A 15,105-nucleotide genomic window follows, 5' to 3' on the forward strand; every position below is an offset into this window, starting at 1 on the left:
GTCTACGTGGCCAATATCGGCTCGAACAGCGTGTCGGTGATCAGCACCCGTACCCATGGCGTCACGGACACCATCGAGGTGGGCGCAGGGCCCAATGGACTTGCCGTCAGCCCCGACGGCTCCCACGTCTACGTCAGTGAATTCGACGCGGACAGGGTGTCGGTCATCGACACGGCGGCCGCTCGGGTCACGGGCACCGTGCCCGTCGGCGACGGCTCGACCGGCGTCGCGGTCACCCCGCGCCAGCCCGGTCCGGGACCTACGGGACGCCCCTGCTGAGCCCATGACCGTGTCGGTCACTGGGGGAACTGCACCGAACGATTTACAGTCCCACCTTGCTCCAACCTCAGCCGGAAACAGACATCACCGCACGAACCGCCCTCTGACCGCACCGACAGGACCCGCTCGCCGCCCGCACCCGCGTCCTCAACACCACCTTGTCCGGCCGTCGCTCGACCTCCTCGATGAGCAACGCGGACAGGTAAGGAAACAGCTCCAAAAGCACATCACGAGAGCACGCGATGCATGATTGCGAACGGTCGGCACGAACCGCTCAATCGTCCGGATCACAAGATCGTCGACAGAACCCGGATCTTCACGTGGATCGCGTCAATGAAGACGACCGGGTAGACGCGGTCGAGCGGCCGGTTCTGCCATTCGGCCATGCCATCCATCACCTTGTCGGTGATCGTGCTGATGGTCGTCTTGGACACGTCCGCGCCGTAGACCTCGGCGAGGTGGGCCTGGACCTCGCCGGTTGTCGGCCCTTTCGCAGCAAGCGAGATGACCATCTCGTCGACACCGGACAGGCGCCTCTGCCGCTTGCGCACGATCTTCGGCTCGAAGGAGCCCTCCCGGTCGCGGGGCACGTCGATCTCGACCGGCCCGATGTCCGTCAGCACCGTCTTGGACCGGGTGCCGTTACGGGAGTTGCCGCCGTCCTTGCCCGCCGGGTCGTGCTTGCCATAGCCGAGATGGTCGGTGATCTCGCCCTCCAGGGCGGACTCCAGAACCGTCTTGGTCAGCTGCTGCAGCAGCCCGCCCTCGCCGGTCAGCTGCAGCCCCTTGCTGCGGGCCTGCTCGACGAGCCGGTCGATGAGTTTCTGCTCGACCGTCGCGGCCTCCGGCGAGGGATCCGCCTGGTCATCGGCGTCCACGAACTCGGTCACGGTGTCAGTCACTTGATGTCTCATCCATGATCATCAATTACACCGGTGAGCGTACAGACCCGGCCAAAGCTCTCAATGCCGTCGGCACGGCAACCATGTGGCTTTGCGCGAAGAAGCTCCGTGGTGTGCGGCCGCGTGTGGCCTTGTGCTGGCCGACGGCGATGGCGAAGCTCGCGGCGTCAGCCCGGCGTGAGTCGTCGAAGGGGAGGGGGTGCCGCCAGGGGGCAGCGGCACCCCCGAGAGGCCGAGGAGCGCCGCCCGTGGACTCGGGTAACGACGGTCTCGGCCGGCCTGAGGGCTGGCGGATTGTGGGAGGTAGCGCCAGGGGAAGGGGGCGGCGTGGGTACCGCTCGGGCATCGCTAGAGGTGGCCCTGCTGTCGCTGGCTGCGTCGGTGCAGAGTGTCCCGTCGGCGGTCTAGTCCAGGTACTTGGCTTCGTAGTCGGCGTGGTCGTAGAAGGCGTCGGCGGGAGCTGCTGCTGGGGAGCGGACTCAGCTCCTGCCGACGCCGCCGCACGACGGGAGTTGCTTGGCTCCCCCGAGCGGTCGGCCCGTGCCGGCCAGCCGGGCCAGGGCCGACGGACAGTCGTTCGGCGATTGCAAGTCGCCGACGACCGTGTGGTGGTGAGGCCGCTCCGGGGCACAGCTGCAGTTCTCGATGCTCCTCCGCCAGTGTCCGAGAGTCGGCATGTTCCCCTGCTCCGTACGTGGCCCACGCTGCGTCGGATCCGGAAGGATCTGACGAATCGCAGGGCGACTTTGCCATGCTCAGGCCATACCTGATACGCCTGCACGGCTCAACTTCGCCCTGCGGCGTTGATCCTTCTACCCAGGAAGTAGGGCTGTCAACTCCTTCTGCCAGATGTGGCCGAAATTTCTGCCGCACACTGGCTCTTGGTGCGCGAAGTGGATAACCTCCGGGCAGCCACGAATGGCAGCTCCTTCTCCGCCGACCTAGGGAGACCCACCGGTGAGCGACGCCCGTCATGCCCTCGCCGAGACCCTGAGGGCCATTCATTTACTCATCGATGAAGCGGACTTGCGTCCTGCAGAGGTACTCAACGTGGCCGACCTGTCGATAGCCACGGGCGTCCCCGAAGAGACAGTTTCCGCGCTTCTGAGGGGGGAGGATGTTGTAGAGGTCCAGTTGGTTGGGCGGGTCAGTCAGCGGTTCAGGCTTCTACGGGAGACCCGGCTGCGCCATGACGGCAAGACTCATTCGATCCGCGAGATCGCAACCGCAATCGGCACTTCCCACCAGGCTCTGACTCCGATCGCCAAGGGCACGGGCAAGCCCGGTCTCGAGACCGCGGTCAACATCGAGACCTTCTTCGGCGTCCCTACGGGCTTCCTGACAAAGGAAGCGGTGCCTGCGCTCAACGAGGCCCTGCAATTGGTCCTCCACAACCTGAAGGGCGCGGCCGATCCCCTGTCCCATTTCATGACCAGCCACGGCCTCGTGACCATCGCACAGCGTGGCGGTAAGACCCTGACGCAGCGGCAGAGAACGGCCATTGCCAGCATGCTCGACGTCGTGCTGGATGAGGGCGCAGGCCGATGAGCGTCTCCAAAGCGATGCGCAAGGAGATGCGCAAACTGACGGCCGACCTGGTCTGTGCGGTGGAGTCCCGGGTTGAACTGCCTGTCGAGCCTCGCCGGCTGTGCGAGGAGTTGTGCCGGGAGATGAGTGGCCGTCAAGGGCGGCCGATCGACTTACGCATTGTCCCCTTTCCCGAGGAGACGGGTGTCACCGGTCTGTGGCTCGCCATGGAGGACCACGACATCATCCTGGTGGAAGAGCGCGCAGATCCCGTACAGCAACTGGTCATCCTTGGGCACGAGCTGTGGCACATGAAAAAGGGGCACTGCGGCAGCCATCACATCGACGGAGCCGCGGTGGCCGCCCGTGCGATGTCCGGGGAAACCTCGTTGCGGGAAGTCCTGATCAGTGTCGCTGCCCGCAGCCACTTCCGCGAAGCAGAGGAGAGTGAGGCCGAAGCCTTCGGCCTGTTCCTCGGCAGCAAGCTGCGCTCATGGCTGGCGGGCCCGCGAGCTCGCGGGCCCGCCACCCGAGACGTGGTCGGGGGGCGCATCGAGGCGTCCTTGGGCTACCGGGGCCAGGGCTGACCATGGAGCCTTCCGACTTCTACATCAACTACTTCATACCGACCGCCATTTTGGCAATCGCCTTCGCCCTCAAGTTCCGTGCGATAGTCAGGTTCTGGAGCGACCCGCACCTGAAGGCCGTCGGCGGCCTGCTCGTCCTGGCCGTCTTGGTGTTCTTCTTCGCAGCCCCGCCCGTCATCGCCTGGGTCAACCGGTTCACCAGGGTGCCGAACTTCTCCGCACCCTGGGTCTACACCCTGCTCACCGCGTTCTCCGCGTCCTGCCTAGTGCTGCTCAACACCTGGCGCGGTGGCCCTCACGCCAAGGTCCGGCGCACCACCTGGTTGGTCGTCATCACCTACGTGCTCGTCATCATCGGGCTGTGGGTGCTCTTCGCCCTCGCGTACGTGCCCGTCGAACGCCTACGGGACCTGGACACCTACTACGCCAACACCCCCTACATGCGCGAGCACATCGTGCTCTACCTCTTGGCTCACACCGGCGCCGGCATCATAAACTCGGTGCTTCTGTGGACCTGGCCCGGCAAAGTCACTGGATGGGTCCGCAGCGGCCTGGTGATCTTAGGTGTCGCGTATGTACTGAACCTGGTCTACGACGGGGTGAAGTTCTCGGCGATCATCGCCCGGTGGAACGGCGCGAACCTCGACGGGCTGAGCACGGACGTGGCCCCGCCCGTCGCCTGCCTCTCTGCCATCATCGGCGCCGCCGGTTTCATCCTCCCCCACGCAGGTGAGCGGTTTCAAAGCAAGTGGAGCGACCGGATCGCCTTCTGGCGTCTCAACCCGCTGTACCGGACGCTGCGAGCCGTCGCCCCGCCGACTGCCACCGTGGAACTCGGGCTCTTCTCTGCCCTGGACGTGCGTCTGACCCAACGGGAGACCTTCATACGCGACAGCCTTCTCCAGCTGTCGCCGTATTTCGACGAACCCCTGCGTCAGCGGGCCCTCGATCACGCACTCAGCAAGGGGATCACGCCAGACAAGTCGGCAGGCATGGCCAGCGCCGTGGCCCTCCTGGCTGCAATCGATGCTCAACAAGCTCATTCCGACGACGAGGCCGTCAGCGCCGACCGCTCGACGATCGACGGGCTGCTCCGCGAACGCGAGATCGAATCCATATCCCGAGCCCTTCGCCGACCCGCCACCCTCGATGCGATCCGCCAGCGTGCGGCCGCCAGACCAGAAAGTGTGCCCACGCATGAGTGAACGCCCCACCCCGGCCCACACCACACGATCCGCGGTTGTCCTCGGCGGCAGTTTGGCCGGCATGCTCGCGGCACACGCTCTCTCCCGGTATGCGAATGTCACCGTCGTTGAGCGCGACGTCCTGCCTCAAGGCCCGGAAGCCCGTAAGGGTCTGCCCCAGGCCCGGCACGTCCACCTGCTCTGGTCCGGCGGCGCCGACGCCATCGAAGAACTGCTGCCCGGCACCACAGAGCGCCTCACCGCAGCCGGAGCGCACCGCCTGGCACTGCCCACCCACATGGTCGCTTACAGCCCGCGGGGCTGGTTCCGCCGCTGGGACGAGTCGCACTACATGATCCTTTGCAGCCGTGACCTCCTCGACTGGACCGTCCGCGAGCAAGTCCTTGACTCCGACCGCATCACGCTCATTGAAGGCGCCGAGGTGCTCGGCCTCGCCGGCGACGCCAGTACCGTCACGGGAGCACGCGTGCGCACCGCCGAGGGCACTGAAACCACCCTCACGGCCGACCTGATTGTCGACGCCACCGGTCGTGCCTCCCACGCTCCGGACTGGCTCCAATCCCTCGGCGTTGCCCCACCGGCGGAACGGGCCGTCAATCCAGGTCTCGTCTACGCCAGCCGGGTCTACCGCGCGCCAGAGAACACCTGGGACCACTTTCCCGCTGTCCTCGTGCAGGCCGACCCCCGTATTCCGGGGCCGGGCCGCGCGGGAGGGCTCGTCCCCATTGAGGGCGGACGCTGGCTCGTCACTATGTCCGGCACTCGCGGCGGAGAGCCCACCAGGGACACAGCCGACTTCGAGGCCTTCGCCCGAGGTCTGCGCCACCCCGTCGTCGGCGAGCTCCTCGCCCAGGCCGAGCCCCTGACCGACATCGTGGTCACCCGCAGCACCGTCAACCGTCGGCGCTACTACGAGAAAGTCCGGCACTGGCCCGGTGGCTTCATCGTGATCGGTGACGCCGTCGCCGCGTACAACCCGATCTACGGGCACGGAATGTCGGTAGCGGCACAAAGCGCCGTCGCCATCGGCCATATGATCAGGCGTCATGGGTGGGGCAGCCTCGGATTGGCTCGGCGGATTCAGAAGCAGGTAGCCCGACCAGTCTCGGCAGCCTGGGACCTGGCCACAGGACAGGACGTCTTCTACCCCGGTGCGGCGCAGAACGGGCCCACGCTCAAGGAGCGGCTCCAGGCTGCATACGTCGACCGGCTCATCTACACCAGCACCGGCAACGGCCGAGTCGCACGAGCGGTAACCGACGTGGTCACACTCCAGAAAGGGGCACACGTACTGGCCCATCCCCGCATCCTGATCGCCGCCGCCGTCGGCCCTCTGAAACCCCAGCTCACCCGCCCCCCGCTCACCACGGAAGAGCTGAAAGCGAGCACCAACTGACCTGTAGAGCTCTGGGCCTGTGGCCCCTGCGCACGTCGGGAGTCAGATCCAGGACGCTTGCCGGCTGGCCCTTCCACCGCTTCGAGGTTCAGATGTCCCACCGCGACGGCCGAGGAGGGCGCCGCCCGATGGCCGTGAATGTGGCCGAACACCAGCCCTGTACGGGCCAGAACGAGGCAAGCGCACGCGCGTGGCCGCTCGGCCCCGGCTATCCCCTGCAGGTCATCGACCGGTTCACCCTCGGCGAGTTCCACCGTGTCGTCGACGATCACGCCGACGTACACCAACTCCGTCGACGGAAGCCTGTACGTGGGCTGGTTTCCCGAAGGCCGCCCCGGGAATCGGAGCGAAGGCTGGAAGATCGCCGTCAGCGGTACGGCCGAGATGCCCGGCTACAGCATCACCTTCACCACGGACACCCCGGCCCACATCGTCAATGCCGCCGTCGCGGCTCTTCTCGACGCCGCTCCCGCCGCCTGATCGACATCCGCAGCGTTCTCCCAGCCCTCACTTCTTCACCTGGAGTCGGCTCGTACGCCCTTGCCCGAAACCCCTCCGCGCGACATGACCGTCGCCGAACTCCGAGCTGCCCTGCGCGACCTCCCCGACGACAACCCGGTCCGGTTCGCCGTCAACCCGCTCTTCCCTATGTCACACGGCATCGCCACCCTCACCACCACTTCCGACCCGACCGCAACCGCCGTCGCTTACCTCGCCGACAGCTGCACCAGCACGGCGACCCCCCGGCCTGTCGCGATCACCCTGGGCTGGCACGAACCGGCCACCGCGCCCTCGCGGCGCAGACGCACCGCGCGCTGACACCGGACGAAGCCCCCCGCACGGATAAACCCACCCCCACAAACAAGTAGCCGAGAACGCCTCCAGGGCTGGGGTGGCTACGACGATTACCGCCGGTCGTCGTAGCCAGGCTGGGGAATTGCGCCGTCGTTCACACGTAGCGGACTGGGCCGGCGAGCTGACGCCGCAGGACCGCATTCTCCTGGCGGAAGACGAGCAACTCAGCGTCCTTGGAGGTGTTGCGGCGCAGCAGCACCCCGGGGACCATCAGCAACTTGCGGGTCACCTTGTACAGCATCGAGAGGATCACGGCGGCCATGGTCCCAGCCGAGACCGGTCTACCGTCCCCACCTGCGATGATGACTCTACGAGCCCCACAGGGTGTGGCTCATCGGATCTCCGCGGCCGAGCTTGCCTCTCGGGACGCCCACCTTCAGACCGAGCAGTTCGAGGGCGCCGAGCAGCTCGATGAGGCCCGCCCGGTCGTCCTGGCCACGGCGCATGGTGGTGAGGACGGTCGCGGCGGCGCCGCACTCCTCGACGCTCTGCCACAAAGCCGGGGCGAGCACCGGGTGGGCGCTGACCTCGACCAGCACGTCATGGTCCGACAGCAGCTCGGCGGTCGAGTCGGCCAGCAGGACGGGTTGCCGCAGGTTCCGGGCGAAGTACCCTGCGGTGGCCTGCCGCCAGTCGAGCACTTCCCCTGTCACCGAGGAGATCATCGGGATGCGGCCGGGCCGGGGCGTGAGCACACCGATGGCCCGTTCGAGGTCCTCCAGGATCGGATCGATCGCCGCGCTGTGGGCCGGCAGGTCGACCCGGACCATCGCGCAGAGCACGTCCGCGGCCTGGAGCTTGGCGACGATAGCCTCCAACTCGGACCGGTCGCCGGCCAGCACGGTGGTCCGCGGCCCGTTCTTTGCGGCGATGGACACGCTCCCCCCGAGACCGCGCAGGTGCTCCGAGAGGTCGGTGGCCGAGAGCTCCACCACGGCCATGCCGCTGTTCGGGCCGGCCACCCGGCGCTGCTGATCGCTGTAGTGGTGGACGAGCCGAACCGCGTCCGGTACGTCGAGGATGCCCGCGATGACGCAGGCGGCGATCTCGCCGATGCTGTGGCCCGCGACGGCGCCCGGTCGGACGCCTGCCTCCTCCAGCCAGCGGGCGATGGCTACCTGGATGGCGAAGACGATGGGCTGCATGACGCCGACGTCGCCCGTCCTGGCTTCGGGTTCGTCGAGGAAGAGCTCGTGGACGAGTGACCAGCCCGTGTGCCGGGCCAGCTCGCTGTCGCACTCCTCAAAGGTCGAGCGGAAGACGGGTTCGGTGCGGAACAGCGTCCGCCCCATGCCGACCCACTGCTGGCCGTAGGGGGAGCAGACGAAGGCGACCCTGGGCCCGCCCGCGGCGGCGAGCGCCGGCTCGACGGAGGGGCGTCGGGCCGGCTCGTGGACGGGCGCCTGGTCGAGTTCGCTCAGCCGCAGGCCCGGGGCGGCGGCCATGGCGTCGAGCAGGTCGGTGAACTCCTGCGACAGCCGCTCGGCCTCCTCGGGGGCGAACAGGTCGAGGGCGTAGGTGAGGCTGCCGTCGATGCCGTCCGGCGCCCGGTGGTCGATGAAGCGTTCGAACAACTCGAAGCGGAGGTCGAAGCGAGTGATCCCCTCCTCCACCGGCTCGGCCCGGACCACGAGACCGGGGAGCCGGAGCTCGGCGCTCGCATTGTTCTGGAACGCGAGCATCACCTGGATGAGCGGGTGCCAGGCGGGGGAGCGCGGCGGATTGAGGGTCTGGACGAGGTGGTCGAACGGCACGTCCTGGTGGGCGAAGGCAGCCAGGTCCGTGCTGCGCACCCGGAACAGCAGCTCCCGGAAGGTCGGGTCGCTGTCGGTCCTGGTGCGCAGCACCAGTGTGTTGACGAAGAACCCGATCAAGTCGTCGAGGCCCTCGTCGGTGCGCCCGGCGGTGGGGATGCCGATGGCGATGTCGGTGCCGGCTCCGCGCCTGGTGAGCAGGGCCGCGAGGGCGGCTTGCACGACCATGAACACGCTGGTGCCGGTCTCCCGCGCCAGCTGGTGCAGCGCCCGGTGGGTCGCCTGCGGGACCTGGACGGTGGCTCGGCCGCCCCGGTGCGAAGGGGTGTCCGGGCGCGGGGCCGCCACGTCGATCCGCAGCCGGTCCGGCATCCCCGCCAATTCTCCGCGCCAGAAGGACGATTGGCGGTTGACCAGGCTGTTCGGGTCGTCCGGATCGCCCAGCAGCTCATCTTGCCAGAGCGTGTAGTCGACATACTGGACCGGGAGTTCGGGCCATGCCGGTTCATCGCCGAGGCGGCGCGCGGCGTAGGCGAGCGCCAGATCGCCGTTCAAGGGGAGCAGTGACCAGCCATCGCAGGCAATGTGATGGATCGTCAGGAGCAGTACGTGTTCGTCCGGAGCCAGTCGGAACAGCTGGGCCCGCAGTGCCGTCTCGGCGGTGAGGTCGAAGGCATAACCGGCCGCCGCGCTCAGCGCCTTGGGCAGCTCGGCTTCGGTGACGCTGTCGACCAGCAGCTCGACCGGACCCTCGTCCGGGTCCAGGACGATCTGCTGGGGCCGGCCGTCCCAATCGGGATAGGCGGTACGCAGGCTCTCGTGTCGGGTGACCAGGTCGTCGAGGGCGAGCTGCAATGCCGGAAGGTCGAGGTCGCCGCGCAGCCGGTAGGCCATGGGCATGTTGTAGTGCCCGGCCGCGCCGTGCAAGCGGTTCAGGAACCAGAGGCGCCGCTGAGTCTGCGAGAGCGGAATCTCCCCCGGGCGGTCCAGGCGACGCAGCGGTGGACGCTGGATGCTGGTGCCCTGCTCCAGGTGCTCGGCGAGTTGGGCAACGGTCGGTGCCTCGAAGATCGTCCGGACCGGGATGTCGACGTCCAGGGCGGCCCGGATGCGACCGGCGAGCCGGGTGGCCAGGAGGGAGTGGCCGCCAAGCTCGAAGAAGGAGTCGTCGATGGTGACCTGGTCCAGCCCGAGTACCTGGGCGAACACCGCGCAGAGGATCTCCTCCTGTTGACCTCGCGGGTCGCGGCCCTTCCTCTCGCTCACGGTCAGCTCCCGCTGACGGCGGTGCGGACCTGGGCGGGCCACGCCGAGGTGTCGAGGCCGTACTGGCAGAGAAAGGCGTAGACGAGCCGCTCCAGGCCGAAGCCGACGCAGCCGCTCCGGGTCGGGCCGTCGGTGCCGTGGTCGATATCGAAGACCTTGCCGAACAGGTCGTCGTGGAAGTTGAAGGATCCGACGGCGATTGTCCGCTCGGGTGCGACGTTGAGCCGCAGCTCGTACTTGAGCTCCATCAGTCGCTGCGACCATATCCGCTCGGAGGTGTCCGTGCCGCAGAAGAACGGGTCGTTGCCCACCTCGCAGAAGCCGCTCATGCCGAGCTCCTCGACGAAGGCGAAGATCTTCCGCATGAAGCGCTCACGGGAGTTCAACACGTTTTCCCGGGAGCCCATGAAGACGATCTCCCGGATGGTGAAATCCCAGAGCCGCTCCAGGCTGGTGGCGTACGCCGCCTCGAAGCGGAACGACTTGCCGCGCGAGGTGACCACGTGGAGCTGGTCCGCCTCCAGGGTGCGATTGCTGTACTGGTTGAAGGTGTGGTAGCACATCGTGGGCGGCAGGCAGTAGTCCACGTTGCCGCAGGAGCCCAGCACCTCGGAGTCGATTCCGGTGACGGCCTGCTGCTCTTGGAAGGTGCGGTAGACGTCGAGGTCGTTGCGCAGCCGGGTGACGAACATCAGGTGCTGCGGGAAGGACTTGAAGTAGCCCGCCGTCTCCAGCGCCTTCGTCCTGATCAGGGTCGGGTACTGGTACTCCCGGACCTCGTGGTCCTCGGCCAGCAGGTCGCAGACGGCCCGGTCGAAGTAGGCGAACAGGGAGAGCAACGGCTCGCCGAGGGCGACCTGGCCCTCGCCGACCTCGGTCACCGCGCCGGTCCTGGCGAGGAGTTCGAAGATGTCCTGGTGCGGGGTGCGCTGGTGCGGCGAGGTCCAGACGGCCTTGGCCGGGGTCACCCACTGCTTCCGGACGTCGTTGTCCACCATGTAGTTGACCTTGGCGGTCAGGGCGTCATGGGGGAGCGGCTGCTCGGAGCGCAGCGTCACGGTGCGTACCTCACCGCCGTCCACGGTCACCTCGAAGCTGGTGATCTCGGGCGACACGAAGAAGAGTCGGCGCTCGATCTCGGCGGCCAGCGCCTCGGGGATCGGGCTGTGCAGGTCGATCCGGGTGAGGACATCGTTCGGGTGCGTCATGGTGGGTTGCTTCCTCGCCGATGGGGAACGGTCCGTGGGAGAACGGGCCGGCGCGCGGCGTCGCCGCCGCGCGCCCGTGGGTGGGACTAGGCCGCCGTCGCCGTCCGCGATGTGACCAGGCGGACGAGGCCGTCCACCGTGCGGAAGTTGTCGAAGTCCATGTCCGCCGGGCCGAGGGTCAGGGCGAACTCCTTCTCCACGAAGAGCGCGAGCTGCATCGCGAAGAGGGAGTTGACGTAGCCGAGGGCAAAGAAGTCGTCGCTGTCGGCAAGCGGCTGGCCGGTCAGCTGCGGGGCGAGGAACTCACGGACCCGGGCGCGCGCGTCGTCGTTCGTCATTTCTGGTCTCTCCTTCGGTGGTTCGGGGGTTTAGTAGGTGTAGAAGCCCTGGCCGGTCTTACGGCCCAGGAGTCGTGCGTCGACCATCTTCTGGAGCAGCGGGGCCGGGCGGTACTTGCTGTCCTTGTAGCTCTCGTACATGACCTTGATCGAGTTCAGGATCGTGTCGAGGCCGATCAGGTCGCCGGTCTCCAAGGGGCCCATCTTGTGGCCGAAGCAGCCACGGAACATCTTGTCGACGTCCTCGGCCGAAGCGATCTGGTCCTGGACGCAGAAGATGGCCTCGTTGATGGTCACCATGAGCACCCGGTTGGTGATGAAGCCGGGGGCGTCCTGGACGACGATGCCTTCCTTGCCCAGCTCCGCCAGCAGGCCGAGCGCGGTGTTCAGCGTCTTCTCACTGGTGAAGTGGCCGCTGACCACCTCGACGGTGTCCATCATCGGGACGGGGTTCATGAAGTGCAGCCCAAGGATCTCGGCCGGGCGCTCGGTGACCGAGCCGACCCGGGTGATCGGCACTGCCGAGGTGTTTACGCCGAAGATCACACCGGGGCGGCAGATGGCGTCGATCTGCTCGTAGACCTCGCGCTTGACGTCCCAGTTCTCGGTGACGTTCTCGACCACGAAGTCGGCGTCGGCCAGCGCGGCGGGCTCGGTGCCGGTGCTGATCCGGGCGAGGACGGTCGTGGCGTCCTCCTTCGGCAGCTTGCCGAGCAGCATCGCCTGGACCAGCACGTCACGGCCGATCTGGGCCACCGCGCTGTCGAGTTGGGCCTGCGAGATGTCGACGAGGATCACCTCGAACCCGGCCTCCGCGAAGGACTGGGCGACGCCACGGCCGATCGTGCCTGCGCCGATCACGCCTATGGTACGGATGCTCACGGGATACCACCTTTGAGGAATAGAAGGGGATTGGGCCGGCCTGGTCAGCCCTGGGCGTCCCTGGTGTCCAGATGCTCGGCGAGTTCCGCGATCGTGACGTAGCGGAACAGGTCGACCATCGAGACCCGGATGTCCATGATTTTCTGGATGCTCTGGGCGATCCGGAGTGCGGTCAGCGAGTCCACCCCGAGTGCGAAAGAGGTGTCGTGCACGTTGAGTTCGGTGAGGCCCAGCTCGCGGGCCCAGATCCGGGCGAGGGTACGCTCGGTGTCGCTGAACTCGCCGCTCTCGTTGCCGAAGAGCTTCGGGCCGCGGTCGGACGGCACGGTCTCTGCCGTCGTGGCCGATCCGTTGTCGGTGCTGCGGGCGGCGGCGATGGCCTGCTGGATCGGGGCGGCCAGCACCAGCGGTGCGCGGCGCAGCAGCTCCGTGAGCCCATTGGACCCGCCCAGCTTCGGGTAGTTGATCTCGCCGACGACCACGGGCGTGCAGGCCGAGGCGAGGATCTCCTCGAAGCTGCTGAGACCATCCTCGATCGACACCGACCGGAAGAAGCCCTGATCCTGCTGGACCCCGTGGTCGAACGCCATACCGGTGTCCAGCCAGTCGCTCCAGTCGACCGTCACCGTCCACCTGCCGCGCGCGCCGCGCTGCTCGGCGAAGTGGTCCAGGTAGCTGTTGGCGGCAGTGTAGTCGCCCTGCCCGGCCGCACCGAAGATTGCTACCGTGGAGCCGAAGTTGACCATGCACTCCGGCGGATCGTCCTGAGTGACGAGGTCCAGCACGGTGGCGCCGAGCACCTTGGGGTTCAGCGTGCGACGGAAGGTCTCCGGGTCCTTGCGGAAGAGGAAGCCGTCCCCGGCGACCCCGGCCGCGTGGACGATGCAGCCGATCGCCCCCAGCTCGCCGCGGACCTTGGCGACGACACTCTCCATCGCCGCCAGGTCGGTGACATCACCGGAGTAGCTGCGCACCTCGGCGCCGTTCTCGGCCAGTTCACGCAGTGCCTCGATCTGCCTGCGCAGCTTGGCGTCGGTGACCTCGTCCCACCGCTCGCGCGGCGGCAGCTCGGTGCGATTGACCAGGGCCAGCCGCGCACCCGGCACCGAACGGCTCAGATGGCGGGCGACCGCCAGTCCGAGCCCGCCCAGGCCGCCGGTGATCAGGTACACCCCGTCCGGGCGGACCGGCATGGACCTAGGCTTCTCCTGGAGGTGTACCGGTACGAGCTCCGCGACGTACCGGAGCCCGTCGCGCAGCGCGACGGTGGTGGGGGTCCGCGCGCCGAGCAGCTCGGCGCAGACGGCCTCGGGGCCGGTGTCGTCGGCGATGTCGAGGCAGAACACGTCGGTGTTCTCGTACTCCTGGCCGATCACTTTCGCGAGGCCGAAGAGCGTCGCGTGGACGGCGGCCGTCTCCTGCTCGGTGCCGGTCACCCGCGCCACCGAGGGCGCGACGACGCTGACCCTGGCCGGGGCGACGCCGCGCTCGGAGAGGCTGCGGGCCAGGTGGAACAGGCTGTGGACGCCGTGGGTCAGCCGGGCCTCCAGGACCGCCGGATCCTGTTGGACGCGGCCGTCGGCCGGGGCCGCGACGTGCACGACCTCGTCCGGGAGCTCTGCGCCGAGCGCGTCCAGCAGCCGGCCGAAGCCCTCGGGGGTGGGCGGTACTTCGTACTGATCCGGGGCGAGCGGCTGCCACTGGGCTGCGAGTACCGCCTCGGTGACACTGATGCCGTATGCGCGCAGTGCGGCGCTCAACTTGCCGCTGATACTGCCCTGTTCGCCGATCATCAGGATCCGGGCGAGTGAGGTCTGCTGCCCCTCCGGCGCCGGTGCCGGTACCCACCTGAGGGTGTGGTGACGGGAGTGCGGGCGCAGCTGGGCGACCGTGCGCTTGGCGTCGGTGACGCGCTTGACGGTGAAGCCGCGGATCTCGGCCGCGGTGGCCCCCGACTCGTCGCAGATCAGCACGTCGACCTTGCGGTACTCGGTGTTGTTCGCGTAGCCGGGGTGCGGCTGGACGAAGCTAAGGCCCCGAGCAGGCAGCGGGCTGTGCAGGAGCAGCGAGTCGTAGCCGACCGGGAGGAAGAAATCCCGGTCGCCGAGGGCGAGCCGGCGGTCATCGGCGGTGTCCAGGACGGCGAATCCACTGAAGCCGGTGGCCTGGTCGAGCAGCGTCGGGTGCAGGGGGTAGTCCTGGCACTCGGCCCGGTACTGCTCGGGCAGGTCGAGCACGCCGAGGGCGGCGCGGATGCCGACGTGCACGGTCGGCAGGCTACTGCGCCAGCGGTCGCCGAACTCCATCACCTTGTGCTCGGTCTGCCGCAGGGTGATGTCCACGCTCTCCAGCGAGCAGAGCTCACGCAGACGTTCCAGGTCCTGCTGCGGCGCGGGTGTGGTGAGCGGCTGGACGCCGACCGTGCCCTGGACGTGCACAGTCCAGCGGTCGCCCGCTGGGTCGAGGCTGGCGACGGTGAACTCGGCCTGCATGCCGTCGAGTTCACGAATGGTCGTGTGTGCGGTGCGCGGGATGTTCTCCTGCACCAGCAGCGGGACCAGGAAGGTGACGTCGCGGAGTTCGGTGACCGGTCGGCCGAAGTGCAGCGAGGCGGCGGCGCGGGCGATCTCCAGGTAAGTGGTCCCGGGGACGATCGCCTCTCCGAGCAGCTTGTGCTCGGAGAGCACCCAGTGCCGCTCCAGCGAGAACTCGGTGAGGAAGGCGGACTGGCCCATCGTCCGGAGCAGGACCTGGTCCAGCAGCGGGTGCGGGCCGGGGGTGTTCTGGACCGCGGCCTGCGGGACCTGGGGCTCCAGCCAGTAGCGCTTGTGCTGGAAGGGGTAGCTGGGGAGGGGGATGCGGCGGCGTTGTTGCTGGGCGTAGTAGCTGGCCCAGTCGGGGATGGT

At 67.9% G+C, this 15,105-nt stretch carries 12 protein-coding genes and 2 pseudogenes; 7 read left to right on the forward strand and 7 right to left on the reverse strand.

The features are described 5' to 3' along the window. Positions 1-279: pseudogene (locus tag ABZS64_RS37610) on the forward strand (YncE family protein); the annotation flags it as partial. A gap of 308 nt (positions 280-587) precedes the next feature. Here ABZS64_RS37610 and ABZS64_RS37615 read toward each other — a convergent pair. Beyond that, positions 588-1,193, reverse strand: a pseudogene (locus tag ABZS64_RS37615) (transposase); the annotation flags it as partial. A gap of 945 nt (positions 1,194-2,138) precedes the next feature. On the opposite strand from ABZS64_RS37615, the gene ABZS64_RS37620 reads away from it, so the two are divergent. The 6 genes from ABZS64_RS37620 (at position 2,139) to ABZS64_RS37645 (ending at position 6,715) form a co-directional block, all read left to right on the forward strand. Then, a complete protein-coding gene (locus ABZS64_RS37620) occupies positions 2,139-2,729 on the forward strand; it encodes a helix-turn-helix transcriptional regulator (protein ID WP_355839457.1) in 591 nt (196 codons plus the stop codon). Between the two features lie 26 nt (positions 2,730-2,755). Continuing rightward, entirely contained in the window at positions 2,756-3,295 is a 540-nt protein-coding gene (locus ABZS64_RS37625; RefSeq protein ID WP_355839479.1) for a toxin-antitoxin system, toxin component, read from the forward strand. A 2-nt stretch (positions 3,296-3,297) separates the two neighbouring features. After that, a complete protein-coding gene (locus ABZS64_RS37630) occupies positions 3,298-4,500 on the forward strand; it encodes an MAB_1171c family putative transporter (protein WP_355839459.1) in 1,203 nt (400 codons plus the stop codon). Continuing rightward, positions 4,493-5,896 (forward strand): FAD-dependent monooxygenase, encoded by a 1,404-nt coding sequence (locus tag ABZS64_RS37635; protein WP_355839461.1) that lies wholly within the window; start codon positions 4,493-4,495, stop codon positions 5,894-5,896. The genes ABZS64_RS37630 and ABZS64_RS37635 overlap by 8 nt, the downstream gene beginning before the upstream one ends. Positions 5,897-6,151: 255 nt before the next feature. Continuing rightward, positions 6,152-6,376: a DUF317 domain-containing protein gene (locus ABZS64_RS37640; RefSeq protein ID WP_355839463.1), complete on the forward strand. Its 225-nt coding sequence runs from the start codon at positions 6,152-6,154 to the stop codon at positions 6,374-6,376. A gap of 60 nt (positions 6,377-6,436) precedes the next feature. Then, positions 6,437-6,715 (forward strand): hypothetical protein, encoded by a 279-nt coding sequence (locus ABZS64_RS37645; RefSeq protein ID WP_355839465.1) that lies wholly within the window; start codon positions 6,437-6,439, stop codon positions 6,713-6,715. A 130-nt stretch (positions 6,716-6,845) separates the two neighbouring features. On the opposite strand, the gene ABZS64_RS37650 is transcribed toward ABZS64_RS37645, so the two are convergent. The 6 genes from ABZS64_RS37650 to ABZS64_RS37675 all read right to left on the reverse strand — a co-directional run. Beyond that, entirely contained in the window at positions 6,846-7,013 is a 168-nt protein-coding gene (locus tag ABZS64_RS37650; protein ID WP_355839467.1) for a hypothetical protein, read from the reverse strand. A 46-nt stretch (positions 7,014-7,059) separates the two neighbouring features. Then, on the reverse strand, positions 7,060-9,771 hold the full coding sequence (locus tag ABZS64_RS37655; RefSeq protein ID WP_355839469.1) for a condensation domain-containing protein: 2,712 nt from the start codon (positions 9,769-9,771) through the stop codon (positions 7,060-7,062). A gap of 2 nt (positions 9,772-9,773) precedes the next feature. Then, positions 9,774-10,979, reverse strand: coding sequence for a hypothetical protein (locus ABZS64_RS37660; protein WP_355839471.1), 1,206 nt, complete (start codon positions 10,977-10,979; stop codon positions 9,774-9,776). A gap of 86 nt (positions 10,980-11,065) precedes the next feature. Further along, positions 11,066-11,317 (reverse strand): phosphopantetheine-binding protein, encoded by a 252-nt coding sequence (locus tag ABZS64_RS37665; protein WP_355839473.1) that lies wholly within the window; start codon positions 11,315-11,317, stop codon positions 11,066-11,068. 30 nt (positions 11,318-11,347) lie between these two features. Then, positions 11,348-12,199 carry a 3-hydroxyacyl-CoA dehydrogenase NAD-binding domain-containing protein gene (locus ABZS64_RS37670; RefSeq protein WP_355839475.1) on the reverse strand — a complete coding sequence of 284 codons (852 nt, stop codon included), beginning with the start codon at positions 12,197-12,199 and terminating at the stop codon, positions 11,348-11,350. Between the two features lie 44 nt (positions 12,200-12,243). Next, on the reverse strand, positions 12,244-15,105 hold a 2,862-nt coding region (locus tag ABZS64_RS37675; RefSeq protein ID WP_355839477.1), incomplete at its 5' end, for an SDR family NAD(P)-dependent oxidoreductase.

Source organism: Streptomyces sp. NPDC005408, from assembly GCF_040606445.1.
Classification (GTDB): Bacteria; Actinomycetota; Actinomycetes; order Streptomycetales; family Streptomycetaceae; genus Streptomyces.

What these genes read in the sequence shown, in the direction of transcription:
- ABZS64_RS37625 (WP_355839479.1), top strand. Translation starts at nt 2,756, where the DNA reads ATGCGCAAACTGACGGCCGACCTGGTCTGTGCGGTGGAGTCCCGGGTT.
- ABZS64_RS37630 (WP_355839459.1), top strand. Translation starts at nt 3,298, where the DNA reads ATGGAGCCTTCCGACTTCTACATCAACTACTTCATACCGACCGCCATT.
- ABZS64_RS37650 (WP_355839467.1), bottom strand. Translation starts at nt 7,013, where the DNA reads ATGGCCGCCGTGATCCTCTCGATGCTGTACAAGGTGACCCGCAAGTTG.
- ABZS64_RS37660 (WP_355839471.1), bottom strand. Translation starts at nt 10,979, where the DNA reads ATGACGCACCCGAACGATGTCCTCACCCGGATCGACCTGCACAGCCCG.
- ABZS64_RS37665 (WP_355839473.1), bottom strand. Translation starts at nt 11,317, where the DNA reads ATGACGAACGACGACGCGCGCGCCCGGGTCCGTGAGTTCCTCGCCCCG.
- ABZS64_RS37635 (WP_355839461.1), top strand. Translation starts at nt 4,493, where the DNA reads ATGAGTGAACGCCCCACCCCGGCCCACACCACACGATCCGCGGTTGTC.